The organism is Stutzerimonas frequens (assembly GCF_024448335.1).
GTDB classification, from domain to species: domain Bacteria; phylum Pseudomonadota; class Gammaproteobacteria; order Pseudomonadales; family Pseudomonadaceae; genus Stutzerimonas; species Stutzerimonas frequens.
This window is the reverse complement of record NZ_JAMOHM010000006.1, coordinates 228,446-244,111: the sequence shown is the minus strand read 5'-3', so window position 1 is coordinate 244,111 and position 15,666 is coordinate 228,446. Positions and strand designations below refer to the sequence as shown.

The window sequence follows — 15,666 nt, the reverse complement described above, 5'->3', positions numbered from 1 at the left end:
TTCGCGGCGTTCTTTTCAGCGCCATCGGCGCAGCAGACGGACGAAGCGCCGGCTACTGGCGCATACCCCGCCCGCTCTTGAGCAAATGCACGGACACCAGATAGAGCACTGCCACCGCCACCAGCATGAAGCTAATCGCCACACCGATGCGAATATCCGAGACGCCGAGGATGCCGTAACGGAAGGCATTGACCATGTGCAGCACCGGGTTGGCCAGCGACAGCGTCTGCCAGAACGGCGACAGCAGATTGATCGAATAGAACACCCCGCCCAGATAGGTCAGCGGCGTCAGCACGAAGGTCGGGATGATCGAGATATCGTCGAAGTTGCGCGCGAAAACCGCGTTGATGAAGCCGCCCAGGGCGAAAATGCTCGCGGTCAGAGTGATGACCAGCACCGTCACGCCCAGGTGATGCACCTGCAGATCGGTGAAGAACATCGACAGCAGCGTCACGATCACCGCCACCGCCAGCCCGCGGGTGATGCCGCCCAGGGCGAAGCCTATGACGATGACGTGGGGCGACACCGGCGAGACCAGCAGCTCCTCGATGGAGCGCTGGAACTTGGTGCTGAAGAAGCTCGATACCACGTTGCTGTACGAGTTGGTGATCACCGACATCATGATCAGCCCCGGCACGATGTAGTCCATGTAGCTGAAGCCATCCATGTCGCCAATCCGCGCGCCGATCAGGCTGCCGAAGATGACGAAGTACAGCACCATGGTGATCGCCGGGGGCAGCAGGGTCTGCGGCCAGATGCGCGTGTAACGACGGATCTCGCGCTGCACGATGGTCTGCAGCGCGACCAGGTTGGGACGCAGTTCGCCGCTCATGACTTCACCTTCAGGTTGTTCTCCACCAGCGACACGAACAGCTCCTCCAGCCGGTTGGTCTTGTTGCGCAGGCTCAGCACCTCGATGCCCTGAGCGCCGAGCAGGCGGAACAGCTCGGTGACGCCCTGGCTCTTCTCTACCTGCACCTCGAGGGTGTGATGGTCGATCAGCCGCGACGGATAGTTGCCCAGCTCGGGCGCCACCAGTTGCGACTCCTTGAGGTCGAGCAGGAAGGTTTCCACGTGCAGCTGCTTGAGCAGCTCGCGCATGCTGGTGTTCTTGACGATCTGGCCGTGGTCGATGATGCCGATGTTGCGGCACAGCTGTTCGGCCTCTTCCAGGTAGTGGGTGGTGAGGATGATGGTGATCCCCTCGCGGTTGAGCTCGGTCAGGAACGACCACATCGACCGCCGCAGCTCGATATCCACGCCTGCGGTGGGTTCGTCGAGAATCAACAGGCGCGGCTGATGGATCAGCGCGCGGGCGATCATCAGCCGGCGCTTCATGCCGCCGGAGAGCATGCGCGAGGACACGTCGCGCTTGTCCCACAGCCCCAGCTGGTTGAGGTAGCGCTCGGCGCGCTCCTTGGCGACCTTCGCCGGAATACCGTAGTAACCGGCCTGGGTGACCAGGATGTCGAAGGCCTTCTCGAACTGGTTGAAGTTGAATTCCTGCGGCACCACGCCCAGGCAGCGCTTGAGGCCAGACGGATCGCGATCCAGGTCATGGCCGAACACGTTGACCGTGCCGCCACTCTTGTTCACCAGGGTCGAGAGGATGCCGATGGTGGTGGACTTGCCGGCGCCGTTGGGCCCGAGCAAGGCGAAGAAGTCGCCTTCGGCGACATCGAGATCGATGCCCTTGAGGGCCTGGAAGCCGTTGCCGTAGGTCTTGGTCAACTGCCGAATGGACAGAGCAGTACTCATAAGGAAGTGCACACAACGCGAAGGGAATGGAGCTAGATATGGGCACCGCCAGCCAATTGCAACCGCGCATGTCCGCAGTGAATGTCTCACTGCCCCGCTTCGGCTTGCTCCAGCGGCACCACGATCAGCGCCGCACGCTGGCCTTCGGCGACATCGGCCATGGGAAACAGGATGCGAGCCCCCGGTTCGTCGACCACCCAGCGCGCGCCATCATCCGCGGCCAGCAGGCTGCCGAGCGGCAGAGGCGTGAAGTTCTCGATATCCGCTGGCAGGCACAGCCGGAACCGAGGGCTGCGCTTGATGATCTCGCGGGAAATCTGCAGCAGCTGTAGCTCGGCCCCGGTACTGACCGGCAATGTCCGCCCCTCGATCATCGCGATCAGCCCGTTCTCGAACTGCGAGACGGCAGCCGGTAGCGCTTCGCCCTCGCCTTCGGCCAGCTCCACCGTGAACGCCTCAGCGCCATGACGCATGGCGGTCAGCGCGCTGAAGGTGTTCGTCGCCTGGCGTTGCACAAGCACGGCGTCGATGGCCAGCCCTTGCAGCCTGGCCAGCGCCTCGGCAGTTGCCTGCTCGTCCTCGTACCAGGGGCGGATGGCGAACTGGGCAAGGCGCGACGGACGCATCGCCGAATGCAGATCGTAGTGTCGACGCACGCGCCCTGTGTCGCCGAAGAAACCGCTGACCAACGCCTCCAGCTCTGCTGCACGGATGGCTTCGCTGCCCCAGACGTCGGCATGCGCGCCCCGGAACAGCCGATTGAGGTCATGGTCGACCAGCCGCTGCGTCCGCCGCACCGCTGCCGGGTTGGCGAACAGCAACAACAGCCGCGCGCGCGGCCTGACATCGCCACGGGCAAGCGCCCGGATCAGACGGTCCAGCACATGGATGGGAACGAGTTCGTTGCCATGAACACCGGCGGACACCAGCAGATCCAGGCCGAGGTCGGCGCTGGCGGGCGGAGAAACGAGCAGCGCGCCCTCCGCCAGCCAGTGCAGCTTCACCCCATGCGGGGTGAGCTGGATCTTCTCGCAGGGTTCACGCCCGGCGAGGGTCAGCTCCAGCAGCTTGCCGAGGGCGAGCATGCCGGCCTGCGGTCAGTGGTTGCAGTCCGGGCCGTGGACGTGCTCGTCGTCATCGGCCTCGACCGGCTCCATTTCCAGCTGCAGGCTGACCAGGTTGGTCGCCAGCGGGCGCAGCACCAGATTGGCGTACTCGGTATCGCCATCCTCGACGTCCACGCCGATCATCAGCTGACCGTTGCCGACTTGCTGAATCCACACCTCGCGCCCCTGCCAGACCACGGCGAAACGGGTGCAGGAAGTTTCCAATTGGGTTCCATCGACGTCTTCCAGAACCAGTTGCAGGCTATCGCTCATTGAATTTCTCTCGTTTGGTAGAAGCGCGACGCCCCATGGCGCCGCGCGAAGAGTGATCAGGCTTGGGTCAGCGTCGCGATGGCGCGCTCGAAACGATCCAGCCCCTCATTGATGTCAGCTTCGTCGATGACCAGGCTCGGCGCCAGGCGAACCACGTCCGGGCCGGCCTGCAGCACCATCAGCGCTTCTTTCTCGGCGGCAGCGCAGAAGGCGCCGGCCTTGCCCTTCCAGGCGTCGGTCAGCACGCAGCCGATCAGCAGACCACGGCCGCGAACCTGGCTGAACACGCCGTAACGCTCACCGATCTGCATGAGACGAGTCCTGAAATGCTCGTGGCGCGCCTTGACCCCTTCCAGCACCTCGGGCGTATTGATGATGTCCACCACCGTCTCGGCCACGGCACAGGCGAGCGGGTTGCCGCCGTAGGTGGTGCCGTGGGTGCCGACGCTCAGATGCGCGGCGATTTCATTGGTGGTCAGCATCGCGCCGATGGGGAAGCCGCCGCCCAGGCTCTTGGCGTTGGTCAGGATGTCCGGCTCGACGCCGTAATGCATGTAGGCGAACAGGTCGCCGGTGCGACCCATGCCGGACTGCACCTCGTCGAAGATCAGCAGCGCGTTGTGCTCGTTGCACAGCTGGCGCGCGCCTTCCAGGTAGGCCTGTTCGCCTGGCAAGACACCGCTCTCGCCCTGGATCGGCTCGAGCACCACCGCACAGGTCTTGTCGGAGATCGCCGCCTTCAACGCCTCGAGGTCGTTGTAGGGCACATGGCTGATGCCTTCGATCTTTGGCCCGAAGCCATCGGAATACTTCGACTGCCCGCCCACCGTGACGGTGAACAGGGTGCGGCCGTGGAAGCTGTTGAGCGCCGAAATGATCTCGAATTTCTGCGGACCGTAGACGTCATGGGCGTAACGACGGGCCAGCTTGAACGCCGCCTCGTTGGCCTCCGCCCCGGAATTGCAGAAGAAGGCGCGGTCGGCGAAGGTTGCCGCCACCAGCTTCTTGGCCAGACGCAGCGCCGGCTCGTTGGTATAGATGTTGGAGATGTGCCAGAGCTTGCCAGCCTGCTCGGTCAGTGCCGCGACCATGGCCGGATGGGCATGGCCCAGCGCATTGACCGCGATGCCACCGGCGAAATCCACCAGTTCTCGACCGCTCTGATCCCAGACTCGCGAGCCCAGACCACGCACCGGCACGAAGGCCGCGGGGGCGAAGGTGGGAACAATGACCTGGTCGAAATCGGCGCGTTCTACCGGGGTGTGCGGGGCGGACATCGGGGCTCTCCTGCGAGGCGACACTGAATGAGAAATGAAAACGCCCCGCCATCGGCGGGGCGTCACTCGCGCAGTGTAAACGCAGGGCCGGCCCTCGTGCGCACTCGAGCAGAAATTCTCTTGTGCAGCCGACCGGACGATCAGCCGAAGTGCTGCTGGTCCAGTGCGATCGCCTGGTCGAGGGTCTCCAGCAGGGCCTTGCGCACTTTCAGCTTGGTGTTCTTGTGCGCCACCATGTTGATCTTCTTCAGCTGCTCGGCGGCAGCCTTGGCCACCGCCAGCAGTTCGCCCGTCGGCACCACCTTGTCGAGGAAGCCAGCGCTTACCGCGCCGGCTGGATCGAACATCTCGCCATTGATCACCGAGCGCTGGAACGCTGCCTTGCCCAGGCGATCACGCGCCAGTTCGATGCCGGCGTGGTGCATGGTCATGCCGATCTGCACCTCGTTGAGGCCGATATGGAAAGGCCCTTCGACGCCGATGCGATAGTCCGACGACAACAGCAGGAACGCGCCCTTGGCGATAGCGTGCCCCGGGCAGGCGACGATGATCGGGAATGGGTGCGCCAGCATGCGGCGGGAGAACGTCGAGCCGGTGGCGACCAGCGCCATGGCATTCTGCGGGCTGGAAGTCATGACCTTGAGGTCGTAGCCACCGGAAAGAATGCCGGGCTGGCCGGTGAGGATGACGATGGCGCGGTCCTGCTCGGCGCGATCCAGTGCGGCATTGAGCGCCTCGAATACCGCAGGCGAGAGCGCGTTGACCTTGCCGTTGCACAGCGTCAGCGTGGCGATGCCGTCTTCGAATTGGTAGGAGACCAGCTCAGTCATGACGAGATTCCTTGTTCTTGAAGTGCGCAGACGTTACCCAGCACCCGGGTTCAGGTAAAGCACGATGACCGACCGACCGGTCACGCTTTGCGTCTCGACATGCGCTCGGACTGGAGCGCTCAGGCATCCGGATCGAACTCGGCCAGCGCCTGCGGATGCAGGATCGACTGCAGCTCCGGATCGGCGATATGCAGGCCGAAGGAGCCATCCGGCAGCCCGCCGGAAATGCGATAGGGCGTGCCTTCCTCGTCCACGGTGATTCGCGCCAGATCCAGATAGCGGGGTGTGCAGCGCTCCTTCGCCGCGTTGCGCAGCACCACGACCCGCGGACGCAGCTGCAGCCGCTCGTGCTTTTCGACCACCACGGCCACTTCGCCGGTATGCAGCTCCACCAGGGTGCCGACCGGGAAGGCACCGAGCCAGCGAATGAATTCGCGCACCAGCTCCTCGTCGAACTGCACACCACTGGCACTGCGCAGGATCTCGAACGCCGACTGCACCGGCCGCGCGTAGTCGTAGGCGCGATGACTGGTGATGGCGTCGAACGCATCGACGATGGTGATGATGCGCGTCATGTACGAAATCTGCGCCGGCCCGGAGCCGAGCGGATAGCCCGTACCATCGAGCCGTTCGTGGTGACCATAGGCGGCCTGCAGCGCCACCTCAGGCACACCCGGTTGCGCACTTAGCGCCTCCAGCCCGAACGCCGGATGCCGCTTGATCAGCTCGAATTCTTCCGCGGTGAGCTTGCCCGGCTTGTTGAGAATCTCCGGATCGATACGCATCTTGCCGACGTCATGCAGCAGCCCGGCCATACCCAACAGCTGCAGCTTGTCATCCGGCAAGCCGAGATGGTTGCCGAAGCCCATCGCCATGATCGAAACGGACAGGCAATGCAGGCTGGTATAGAGGTCCCTGCTCTTCAGGCGGATCAGCCAGAGCATCGCGCTTTCGTTGCGCAGCATGCTCGCCAGGTTGCGCTTGACCACGCCGTGGCAGGCGCGGGTGTCGATCACGCGACCATGCTGCACATCGGCGAGAACCTGCTCGATCAGCCCGGCGCCATCCAGATAGGCCGCCCGCGCCTCTTCCACCTCACTGGCCAGCGCATGGCGCGATCGCTGCGGCGCCTTGCGCTGCCGTGGCGCCACGGCGGCGGCCGCTGCACCATGCTGCAGCCGCACCCGCCGCGTGTCGTCGACATAGACGTACAGGCAGCGCTCGCGCACGGCACGCACTTCGTCGGGCGTGAGCAACGGAAAACCCTGGAAGGCGAAATTCGTTTCGCTCCATGGACGATCCAGCTCGCAGACGAACATGCCCAACTCAAGATTGGCCACGGCCACCCGGCGTCGGGTAGGTACCAACAAGGTATCGGGATGATTGCCTGACTCACCTGTCAGTCTCATGGGACAGCTTCGCTCCACTCGCTTTGCCTTCAACATAACCCAGGCGAGCGCCGAGGCTGCAGGTGAGTCTAGCGGAACGTGCAGCCCATCACCCGAGAGATGCGGATTTGTTAAGCACATGAATAAGTTAAAAAAGTTTTTGCCAAAGGGCATTCGTTCGATTACATTAGCGCGCCTCGACGGACATGAACCTCCGTCGATCCGGTGAGGTGTCCGAGCGGTTGAAGGAGCACGCCTGGAAAGTGTGTATACGAGAAATCGTATCGAGGGTTCGAATCCCTCCCTCACCGCCAGATTAGATTCAAGAAAAGCCCCCGACTTCGTGCGAAGCCGGGGGCTTTTTCGTTGCGCCTTCTTTACTTTTACTGCCCAATCTGGCTCGCCGTGGACTTCCAGCGCCTCGAAGCCTGCTGTCGGACGTCCGATGGCCGTTGTCAGCGACATTGTCCTGTAGCAACGTAGCTGCACCAGTCATGAGCAGCGAAACGTTCCCATGAACGACCCCTTCGATCTGCAGCGGTTTGTCGATGCGCAGCAGGATGTGTACGAACAGGCTCTGCAGGAGCTGCGAGCCGGCCGCAAACGTACGCACTGGATGTGGTTCATCTTCCCGCAGCTGAGTGGGCTCGGCCGTAGCGCCATGGCGCAGCACTATGCCATTTCCGGGCGCGACGAGGCCCTTGCCTATTTGCAACACGCGCTGCTGGGGCCTCGCTTGCAAGCCTGTACCGAAGCGATGCTCGCGCATGCAGGCGACAGCGCACTGCAGATTCTTGGCCGCCCGGACGATCTGAAGTTTCATTCCTGCATGACATTGTTCGCCTGCATCGCACCGGACCCGGCGTTGTTCGACAAGGCGCTGGAGGTGTTCTTTCGAGGCCAGCCGGACCCGGCCAGCCTCGAGCAGCTGAAGGCCTGAACGTTATCGCCTGCCTTGGTCCTGCTAGCGCTGACCGGCAGCACCGCCGGTCGGGTTCCCGCTGGCCGCGCCGCCAGTGGCCGCTCCGCCGGTGCCGTTACCGTTACCTGTTCCGATTCCACCCGGCGGTGTGACGGCTCCCGGATTGGCGTTTCCATTGGCACCACTCGGCGTCACCGGCGCCCCGGTGGTTCCTTGAACCGGTGCGTTGCCAGTACCGCCGGTCGACCGTCGCTCGTTGTCCTGGGCGCTCGGCAATCCGGTCCCTGGGCCCGAACCGGCATTGCCGGGTACGGCGGGACGCGGGTTGTAGGCATCGCTCTGCACGCCACCACGGTTGAGGGTCGGTGCAGGGTCCTGCGTGGTTGCCGGTTCGCGGATACGGTTGATATCGCGGTCGATCTGTTGGCGATTTTCCTCCATCTGGGCGCCCATTCGGTCGCGCTCCTGCTCGAGGGTCATGTCTCGCTCTTGTGCGTTCGCGGCAGCCGCAGCTGCGGATAGCAACAGTAACGTGGTCAGTTTTACGGTGTGCATGGGTGGTCTCCTGGGCAGTTTACTCAATAGGTGACAACCGAAGGCCACGCGCTGCTCAACGAGTGGGGTGAGTTTCTGGTGTGAAACTTGCTGCGATTATTTCCCAGGGGTGAATGTCCGGCACGTCTCATTTCCGCAGCCGCAAAGAGGAAAACCGAGCGAGCCATTCCGTCACAACCTTCTGGTCGGGCGACAATCCGCTGCACACAAGAAGAAAAGGCCATGTCATGCTCAAGCAGAAGAAATTTCGGCAGGCGACTCTGATCGTCATCGCCACGGCAGTGATCCTGATACTGCCGAACCTGTCCCGTATATTCAGCTGAGCGCGCTGCGGCGCGCCGCGAGGTAGCCAGATGCGCACGACCAGCCTCTTCGCCCTGCTCACCCTGAGCATGGCCGCTACCGCCGGCGGGATCGACCGCGACTCCGCGCTTCAGGCGCTGCAGCAGCCGGACGTCGTGTTGATCGACGTGCGTACGGCAGAGGAGTTTGCCGAGGGCGCCCTGCCCGGCGCCACCCGCATCGAAACCCCAGACCTGGCCCACAATATCGAGGCTCTGGCACCCCGGAAGGACACGCCGGTGGTGCTCTACTGTCGCAGCGGCAGGCGCTCGTCCGCCGCCCAGGAAGTGCTCGAGAAGCTCGGTTACAGCCAGGTCATCAACGCCGGCGGTTACGACCAGCTCGCCAGCGCGCTGCAGCGGGACTGACGCAGAGCAGGCGTCGCAGGCCTCCGCCCGCCCACCGACCAGGGAACTTATGAGCAGCGAGGGCCACTGAAAAACGTGGCCTTCGCTGCATCATGCGCACCCTTATCGGAGGATATGGATGAACTGGGACGCCCTGCTCAACGAGACTCTCTGGATCAACCTGGCGATCGTGCTGGGCATCACCATCGTCAGCTTTCTGGTCCTGCGCGCCATCCTCGGGATCGTCACGCGGCGCCTCAACAAGCTGGCCACCGGGTCCAAGACCAAGTTCCTCGGCATCGCCGCCGAATTGCTTTCACGCACCAGCAATCTGCTGATCCTCGCTTTCTCGCTGCTGATCGCGCTGAAGACGGTCGAATTGTCGCCACGCTGGGAATCGACCATGTCCCATGGCTGGTTCATCGCCCTGGCGTTCCAGATCGCCCTGTGGATGGATACCGGCGTGCGCCTGTGGATGGAGAGCCTGACCCGCGACGGCAAGGCGCGTAATCCGGTGACCACCACCATCATCGGCATCATGATCCGCATCGTGGTCTGGACCATGATGCTGCTGTCGATCCTGGCCAACCTGGGCGTCGACATCACCGCCATGATCGCCAGCCTCGGCGTCGGCGGTATCGCCATCGCGCTGGCCGTGCAGACGCTGCTCAGCGACATCTTCGCCTCGCTATCCATCGGCGTGGACAAGCCCTTCGAGATCGGCGACTTCGTGGTGTTCGGCGAGGTGGCCGGCAACATCGAGCATATCGGCCTGAAGACCACCCGCATCCGCGCCCTGAGCGGCGAGCAGGTGGTGATCGCCAACGCTGACCTGCTGCGCCAGATCGTGCACAACTACAAGCGCATGAACACGCGGCGGATCGTCTTCAAGTTCGGCATCACCTACAACACGCCGACCGAGAAGGTGAAGGAAGTCGCCGCCCTGGTGAAACGCATTATCGAGGGCATCGAGGTGGCCAAGTTCGATCGCGCGCATTTCCTGGGGTTCGACGACAGCCAGTTGACCTTCGAAGTCGTCTACATCATGCAGGTATCGGACTACAACCGGTACATGGACACCCAGCAGGCGATCAACCTCGCCCTGCTGCAGGGCATTCGTGACATGGACGTGCAGTTCGCCTTCCCCACCCGCAGCATCGAATTCATCGGTGGGCAACTGCCGGAAATCAATGTTGCCGGCGTGCCGCAGCAAAAGCCGGCGGCCAACCAGAACGCCGCCGACACCGACACGCACATGCCTGGCGCTCGGCCGACCTGAGCCATGCCCATCGCCGCCGGTTGGCCGGCGGCGACACCTCGTCCCTTCGCTGCAGCGGCGCAAGCGCCTATGCTGAAGACGGAAGCTGTTCGAACCTAAAAGGATAAGACTCATGACGCTGCTCTGGTTGCTGGTTCTACTGCTCGGTATTGCCGTTCTCGCCCACCTGCGCGTAGCGCCCCGTCTGGCGCTGGCGATCGTCGCCACCTACCTGGTCTTCATGACCGCTGCCGACACCTCCGGCGTAGTGGTACTCCTGCTCTGGATCGCCCTGATCGCCATCGCAGTGCCACTGCTGGTCGCAGACGTGCGCCGCAAGTACTTCAGCGGGCCGATGTTCGACTGGTTCAAGAAGGTGCTACCGCCGATTTCCGCCACCGAGCGCGACGCCATCAATGCCGGCACCGTCTGGTGGGACGGCGAGCTGTTCAGCGGCCGGCCGGATTGGGACAACCTGCTTGGCTATCCGAAGGCGCGCCTGACGGATGAAGAACAGGCCTTCCTCGACGGCCCTACCGAAACCCTCTGCGAACTGGTCAGCGAATGGGATATCGCCCAGCGCATGGACCTGCCGCCCGCCGCCTGGGACTACATCAAGGCCGAAGGCTTCTTTGCCCTGATCATCCCCAAGGAGTACGGCGGCAAGGGCTTCTCCGCCTACGCCCACTCACAGATCGTGATGAAGCTCGCCACCCGCAGCGGCGACCTGGCCAGCACCGTGATGGTGCCCAACTCCCTCGGCCCGGCCGAGCTGCTGATGCACTACGGCACCGATGAGCAGCGCAACCACTACCTGCCACGCCTGGCCAACGGTACCGACATTCCCTGCTTTGCCCTGACCGGCCCCTACGCGGGCAGCGATGCCGGTGCGATGAACGACAGCGGCGTGATCTGCCGCGGCCAATGGCAGGGCGAAGAAGTGCTCGGTCTGCGCCTGAACTGGGAGAAGCGCTACATCACCCTCGGGCCGGTGGCGACCCTGCTCGGCGTGGCCTTCAAGACCTACGACCCGGACCACTTGCTGGGCGATGCGGAAGAACTCGGCATCAGTCTGGCGCTGATTCCCACCGACACGCCCGGCGTCGAGATCGGCCGTCGCCACCTGCCGCTGGGCGCTGCCTTCATGAACGGGCCGAACTGGGGCAAGGACGTCTTCGTGCCGCTGGAAGCCATCATCGGTGGCCGCGACATGATCGGCAAAGGCTGGATGATGCTGATGAACTGCCTCTCGGTCGGCCGCTCGATCTCGCTGCCGGCGACCGGCACCAGCGCGGCCAAGGTCTGCAGCTATGTGAGCGGCCGCTACGCGCAGGTCCGCGAGCAGTTCAATGTGCCGCTGGCCGCCTTCGAAGGCATCCAGGAACCGCTGGCGCGCATCGGAGGCAACGCCTGGCTGATGGACGCGGCGCGCATCCTCACCGCCAACGCCGTCGACCTGGGCGAGAAGCCCTCCGTGCTGTCGGCGATTCTCAAGTACCACCTCACCGAACGCGGCCGCGCCTGCATCACCGACGCCATGGATATCCACGGCGGCAAGGGCATCATCCTCGGCCCGAACAACTACCTCGGCCGGATGTGGCTGTCAGCGCCGATCTCGATCACCGTGGAGGGCGCGAACATCCTCTCGCGCAACCTGATGATCTTCGGCCAGGGCGCGATCCGCTGCCATCCCTTCGTGCTCAAGGAAATGGAGCTGGTCCATGAGCCCGATCGCGAAGCCGCTGTTGTGAAATTCGATGACCTGCTGATGCAGCATATCGGCTTCGCCGTCAGCAACACCGCCAGCACACTGCTGCTGGGGCTGAGCTTCGGCCTGATGGGGCGAGTGCCCGGCACCGCCGTGACGCAGCCCTACTTCCGCGCGCTCAACCGCATCGCCGCGGCATTCGCCATGCTGGCCGACCTGTCGATGATGCTGCTGGGCGGCGAGCTCAAGCGCCGCGAACGGCTGTCGGCGCGCCTGGGCGACGTGCTCAGCCATCTCTACCTCGCCTCGGCAGCGCTCAAGCAGTTCCACGACCTCGGCCATCCAACCGAACAGGAGCCGCTGCTGCGCTGGGCGCTGGAGGATTGCCTGGAGAAGGCCGAGTCAGCCCTGCAGGACGTGCTGGCCAACTTCCCCAACCGCATCCTCGGCCATCTGCTGCATGCGCTGGTGTTCCCCTTCGGTGCGCGGCACAAGGGGCCGTCGGACACGCTGGACGCCGAAGTCGCCGCCCTGCTCGGCCGCCCCGAAGGCGATCCGGCGCTGGAATGCATCCTCGACGGCATGCACCGCCCGCAGGACCCCGAGCAGCCGCTGGGCGCGCTGAAGCATGCCTTCGAGGCGCTGGCAGCCAGCCAGAACGCGGCGAAGAAGCTGGCCAAGGCGGTGAAAGGCGGCACGCTCCAGCCGATGCCTGGCGAGCACCCCATCGATGCAGCGCTGACGGCTGGCGCGCTCGATCCCGACGAAGCCGAACAGCTGCGCATGGCCGAACTGGCGCGGCGCAAGGTGATCGACGTGGATGACTTCGCCAAGGAAGAGCTGGCGCTGGAAGAGGGCCGGATTCGTTGATGGAGATGGGACCCGGGCGCTACGTGGCACTTGCGTAGGGTGGGCTTTAGCCCACCAGCCCTCGCCCTCGCCACCGCTGCTGGTGGGCTGAAGCCCACCCGAGGCCATCCAGACGCATGCAAGCGTTACATCAAGGCGGTCTCAAGTAGTCGTAGGGCGGGCTTTAGCCCGCCACTCCCCCCCACACCACGGCCGAAGGTGGGCTGAAGCCCACCCTACAGGCAACCGCCCCTCACCCTAATCCGCGTGCCGCCTTGGCCAGACCAGGCTGAAACGCGCCCCACCCAATGCGCTGTGGCCGACCTGCGAACGGCCGCCATGCCAGTAGACGATGCGCCGCACGATGGACAGGCCCAGCCCGTGCCCGCCCGAAGCGCGGGTGCGACTGTCGTCCAGACGCAGGAATGGCGTGAAGACCTTCTCCCAATCCGCTTCCGGCACACCAGGACCGTCGTCGTCCACCTCCAGCCGTGCCGTTTCCCCGTCGATGGCGAAGCTGACCCGCACCTGGCTTTCGGCATGGCGCATGGCATTGGTGATGAGATTGCTCAGGGCACGGCGCAGGTACTGCGGCTCGGCGTCGGCCCAACCACTACCGTCCTCCGCCAGCACACACTCGCCACGCGCGACGCCAACATCCGGGCGCAACGGCGCCAGCTCGCCGATCACCTGATCGACCAGCGCCCCCAGCTCCACGCGCTGGAAACTAAGGTTCGGCGAGCCGCGTTCCAGCCGCGAGTACACCAGCATCTCGTCTACCAGCGCATCGAGGTCGTCGATATCGCCATCCATGCCTTTCAGGTACTTGTCCCGGGCCTCGTCGGTCGGCGCCTCGGCGGTCATCTCCAGGCCGAAACGCAGCCGTGCCACCGGCGTACGCAGCTCATGGGCAACGGCGCTGACCATCTCCCGCTGCACCGCCAGCAAGCGCTGCAGGTGCTTGGCCATGCCATTGAAGGCCGCCGCCAGCCGCCCTACCGAGTCGGTGCCGACATCCGGCACGCGGGTTTCCAGATTGCCCGCGGCGATGCGCGTGGCCGCGCTTTCCAGCACGCTCAGGCGTTGCTCCAGCTGGCGCACCAGCAGGTAGACCGTCAGGCCGATCAACGACAGCCCGAGCACGCCGATCAGCACCAGCAGCTGCGGCGGATAGGGGTTCATCTGATGCAGCGGGCCGAGCTGCATGATCCAGCGTGTACCGGCAACGGCGGCGAACACGCGCACCGCATCACCGCCGCGGGCGAGCGCCATCACCGTATCGCCCTCGTCCAGTCGCCGACGCTGGTCGTCATCGAGGTTGGCGCTGTCGCGGGTCAGCAGCTCCAGATTGAAGCCGAAGCCGCGCGCCCGCTTCAGCTCGGCAAGGCGCTGTGGCTGTTCGGCTTCGGGATAACGGATCAGCTCGTCGATCAGCAGATAGATGGTGGCGCGCGCCAGCTGCTCGCTGAGCTGCTCCACCTCGCCGGTGAGCACCAACCGATCCTGCGCGCTGACCAGGCCGAACACCGTGGTGCTCTGCGGGCGGATCTGCTCGACCAGCACCTGCCCGCGCAGCAGGCGCGCCTCCAGGCTGCTCTCCAGGCTGACATCATCCAGCGTTCGCACCCGCAGCGGGATACCCAGCAGCCGCCCCCAGAGGTTCGCCGCCTGACGCCGCTCGATGGGCGTCATGCTGCTCATGTTGTGCGCCATCAGACGGAAGGTGCCGCTGGCCAGGCGCTCGCGGTGATCGTCCGCGCGGTACTGGTTGAGCAGGTGCAGGCCGCCGGCGCCGAGCAGCGCCACCAGCACCAGCACGCCGAGCATGCCGCCGTAGATGCGCAGAAAGATCGAGTTCATGGAGAGCGGCGCTACACCATCGCCACGGCAGCTTCGGACACGAACAGATAGCCCTTGCCACGCACCGTCTTGATCAGCCGCGGGTGATCCGGGTCATCACCGATCTTTGGCCGAATGCGCGAGATGCGCACATCGATGGAGCGGTCCTGGCCGTCGTACTCGATGCCGCGCAACTCGGCGAAGATCTCTTCGCGGGAAAGGATTCGCCCGGGGTTGGAGGTCAGCAGCCAGAGCAAGTCGAACTCGGCGCCGGTCAGCTCGATCTGGTGCTCGCGCAGCCAGGCCTCGCGCAGCGCGCTGTCGATCACCAGCGGGCCGAACTGCAGGCGCTTGGCATTGGCCGGCGTTTCCGGCGGCTGACGGCGCAGCAAGGCGCGGATGCGCGCCAGCAACAGACGCGGACGCACCGGCTTGCAGACATAGTCGTCAGCGCCGGTTTCCAGCCCTAGCACCTGGTCGAGGTCATCGGCCCGCGCGGTGAGCATGAGGATCGGGCCATCGTAGCGGTCACGCACCCGTCGGCAGATCGACAGGCCATCCTCCCCGGGTAGCATCAGATCGAGCACCACCAGGTCCGGACGCTCCTCGATGATGCGCTCGACCGCGCAGGCGCCGTCCGACTCGATCGACACCTCGAAGCCGCCGTTGCTGTGCAGATACTCCTGCGTCAACTCGGCCAGCCGTCGATCGTCCTCGACGATGAGAATCCGCCACGTCTCTTGTTCCATCCCCGCCCCCTGTCTACGCGTCAGGCCACAAACCGAACAGCGCGCATTGTACCCAACGGCTGGACGCGAACGATGCACAAAAAGCGGGCATCGGCAAACACAACATGTTGTGTCATTGACCATCATCAAAATATGCCCGGCGGCGCGTATTTCGTCGGCATTCGGCCAAGCGCCGGAGCCATGCGGGTTGCGGCCGGACGCCCAGCTTTCACCCACAAACCGCACACACCTTATCCACAGGTTATCCCGGCAGACTGCCTTGCATTGGCCTCGAGCCAGCATTATCTTGTCGCCCTTGCGCGCCGCAGGCCCTAGATGTTGGGCCTGAACGGGCCAAGTGACACAATCGAGACATTTTCGAGCGCCAGGCTATCGCCACGCGTCTCACTGCTCTGCAACACCGTCGGCAGCCTCAGGTCAAGCATTAATGCAAGCCTTCGACAGTCGTCTCCCTGACTTCAGGCG

General features: G+C 64.4%; 15 protein-coding genes and 1 tRNA gene. 6 read left to right on the top strand and 10 right to left on the bottom strand.

The genetic code is table 11. The features are described from left to right. Positions 1–52: 52 nt before the first annotated feature. From NAO55_RS11285 to NAO55_RS11255, 7 genes are all read right to left on the bottom strand, one after another. On the bottom strand, positions 53–832 hold the full coding sequence (locus NAO55_RS11285) for an ABC transporter permease (RefSeq protein WP_063543968.1): 780 nt from the start codon (positions 830–832) through the stop codon (positions 53–55). Continuing rightward, a complete protein-coding gene (locus NAO55_RS11280) occupies positions 829–1,758 on the bottom strand; it encodes an ABC transporter ATP-binding protein (protein WP_063544017.1) in 930 nt (309 codons plus the stop codon). The genes NAO55_RS11285 and NAO55_RS11280 overlap by 4 nt, the downstream gene beginning before the upstream one ends. Positions 1,759–1,844: 86 nt before the next feature. Beyond that, positions 1,845–2,843 (bottom strand): succinylglutamate desuccinylase, encoded by a 999-nt coding sequence (locus NAO55_RS11275; RefSeq protein WP_102840922.1) that lies wholly within the window; start codon positions 2,841–2,843, stop codon positions 1,845–1,847. A 12-nt stretch (positions 2,844–2,855) separates the two neighbouring features. Beyond that, positions 2,856–3,137: a hypothetical protein gene (locus tag NAO55_RS11270; RefSeq protein WP_011912811.1), complete on the bottom strand. Its 282-nt coding sequence runs from the start codon at positions 3,135–3,137 to the stop codon at positions 2,856–2,858. A gap of 56 nt (positions 3,138–3,193) precedes the next feature. After that, the gene (locus NAO55_RS11265) at positions 3,194–4,414 is read right to left on the bottom strand and encodes an aspartate aminotransferase family protein (RefSeq protein ID WP_102840921.1); all 1,221 of its coding nucleotides are present in this window, start codon (positions 4,412–4,414) and stop codon (positions 3,194–3,196) included. 140 nt (positions 4,415–4,554) lie between these two features. Next, positions 4,555–5,244, bottom strand: a complete 690-nt coding sequence (locus NAO55_RS11260; protein WP_102840920.1) for a crotonase/enoyl-CoA hydratase family protein — start codon at positions 5,242–5,244, stop codon at positions 4,555–4,557. Positions 5,245–5,363: 119 nt separating this feature from the next. Then, positions 5,364–6,653, bottom strand: a complete 1,290-nt coding sequence (locus NAO55_RS11255) for an HD-GYP domain-containing protein (RefSeq protein ID WP_102840919.1) — start codon at positions 6,651–6,653, stop codon at positions 5,364–5,366. A gap of 203 nt (positions 6,654–6,856) precedes the next feature. Between NAO55_RS11255 and NAO55_RS11250 the strand changes: the two genes are divergently transcribed. Together NAO55_RS11250 and NAO55_RS11245 are read left to right on the top strand one after the other, a co-directional pair. Next, positions 6,857–6,946: transfer RNA gene (locus NAO55_RS11250), tRNA-Ser, on the top strand. A 200-nt stretch (positions 6,947–7,146) separates the two neighbouring features. Beyond that, the gene (locus NAO55_RS11245; RefSeq protein ID WP_102840918.1) at positions 7,147–7,572 is read left to right on the top strand and encodes a DUF1810 domain-containing protein; all 426 of its coding nucleotides are present in this window, start codon (positions 7,147–7,149) and stop codon (positions 7,570–7,572) included. 24 nt (positions 7,573–7,596) lie between these two features. On the opposite strand, the gene NAO55_RS11240 is transcribed toward NAO55_RS11245, so the two are convergent. Next, positions 7,597–8,109, bottom strand: coding sequence for a hypothetical protein (locus NAO55_RS11240; protein ID WP_102840917.1), 513 nt, complete (start codon positions 8,107–8,109; stop codon positions 7,597–7,599). Between the two features lie 113 nt (positions 8,110–8,222). Here NAO55_RS11240 and NAO55_RS11235 point away from each other — a divergent pair, with 113 nt between their 5' ends. The 4 genes from NAO55_RS11235 (at position 8,223) to NAO55_RS11220 (ending at position 12,634) form a co-directional block, all read left to right on the top strand. After that, positions 8,223–8,432 (top strand): hypothetical protein, encoded by a 210-nt coding sequence (locus NAO55_RS11235; RefSeq protein WP_125872082.1) that lies wholly within the window; start codon positions 8,223–8,225, stop codon positions 8,430–8,432. A gap of 30 nt (positions 8,433–8,462) precedes the next feature. Next, positions 8,463–8,819, top strand: coding sequence for a rhodanese-like domain-containing protein (locus NAO55_RS11230; protein ID WP_102840916.1), 357 nt, complete (start codon positions 8,463–8,465; stop codon positions 8,817–8,819). A 118-nt stretch (positions 8,820–8,937) separates the two neighbouring features. Next, positions 8,938–10,077: a mechanosensitive ion channel family protein gene (locus NAO55_RS11225; RefSeq protein ID WP_102840915.1), complete on the top strand. Its 1,140-nt coding sequence runs from the start codon at positions 8,938–8,940 to the stop codon at positions 10,075–10,077. Positions 10,078–10,189: 112 nt separating this feature from the next. Next, positions 10,190–12,634, top strand: coding sequence for an acyl-CoA dehydrogenase (locus tag NAO55_RS11220; RefSeq protein WP_102840914.1), 2,445 nt, complete (start codon positions 10,190–10,192; stop codon positions 12,632–12,634). A 237-nt stretch (positions 12,635–12,871) separates the two neighbouring features. Here the strand turns inward: NAO55_RS11220 and NAO55_RS11215 are convergent, their stop codons facing one another. Further along, positions 12,872–14,473, bottom strand: a complete 1,602-nt coding sequence (locus NAO55_RS11215; protein ID WP_102840913.1) for an ATP-binding protein — start codon at positions 14,471–14,473, stop codon at positions 12,872–12,874. Positions 14,474–14,484: 11 nt separating this feature from the next. Then, the gene (locus NAO55_RS11210) at positions 14,485–15,201 is read right to left on the bottom strand and encodes a winged helix-turn-helix domain-containing protein (protein WP_102840912.1); all 717 of its coding nucleotides are present in this window, start codon (positions 15,199–15,201) and stop codon (positions 14,485–14,487) included. Between the last annotated feature and the right edge of the window lie 465 nt (positions 15,202–15,666).

Coding starts and splice junctions, on each gene's coding strand:
- NAO55_RS11285 (WP_063543968.1), bottom strand. CDS start 832: ATGAGCGGCGAACTGCGTCCCAACCTGGTCGCGCTGCAGACCATCGTG.
- NAO55_RS11280 (WP_063544017.1), bottom strand. CDS start 1,758: ATGAGTACTGCTCTGTCCATTCGGCAGTTGACCAAGACCTACGGCAAC.
- NAO55_RS11275 (WP_102840922.1), bottom strand. CDS start 2,843: ATGCTCGCCCTCGGCAAGCTGCTGGAGCTGACCCTCGCCGGGCGTGAA.
- NAO55_RS11270 (WP_011912811.1), bottom strand. CDS start 3,137: ATGAGCGATAGCCTGCAACTGGTTCTGGAAGACGTCGATGGAACCCAA.
- NAO55_RS11265 (WP_102840921.1), bottom strand. CDS start 4,414: ATGTCCGCCCCGCACACCCCGGTAGAACGCGCCGATTTCGACCAGGTC.
- NAO55_RS11260 (WP_102840920.1), bottom strand. CDS start 5,244: ATGACTGAGCTGGTCTCCTACCAATTCGAAGACGGCATCGCCACGCTG.
- NAO55_RS11255 (WP_102840919.1), bottom strand. CDS start 6,653: ATGAGACTGACAGGTGAGTCAGGCAATCATCCCGATACCTTGTTGGTA.
- NAO55_RS11245 (WP_102840918.1), top strand. CDS start 7,147: ATGAACGACCCCTTCGATCTGCAGCGGTTTGTCGATGCGCAGCAGGAT.
- NAO55_RS11240 (WP_102840917.1), bottom strand. CDS start 8,109: ATGCACACCGTAAAACTGACCACGTTACTGTTGCTATCCGCAGCTGCG.
- NAO55_RS11235 (WP_125872082.1), top strand. CDS start 8,223: ATGTCCGGCACGTCTCATTTCCGCAGCCGCAAAGAGGAAAACCGAGCG.
- NAO55_RS11230 (WP_102840916.1), top strand. CDS start 8,463: ATGCGCACGACCAGCCTCTTCGCCCTGCTCACCCTGAGCATGGCCGCT.
- NAO55_RS11225 (WP_102840915.1), top strand. CDS start 8,938: ATGAACTGGGACGCCCTGCTCAACGAGACTCTCTGGATCAACCTGGCG.
- NAO55_RS11220 (WP_102840914.1), top strand. CDS start 10,190: ATGACGCTGCTCTGGTTGCTGGTTCTACTGCTCGGTATTGCCGTTCTC.
- NAO55_RS11215 (WP_102840913.1), bottom strand. CDS start 14,473: ATGAACTCGATCTTTCTGCGCATCTACGGCGGCATGCTCGGCGTGCTG.
- NAO55_RS11210 (WP_102840912.1), bottom strand. CDS start 15,201: ATGGAACAAGAGACGTGGCGGATTCTCATCGTCGAGGACGATCGACGG.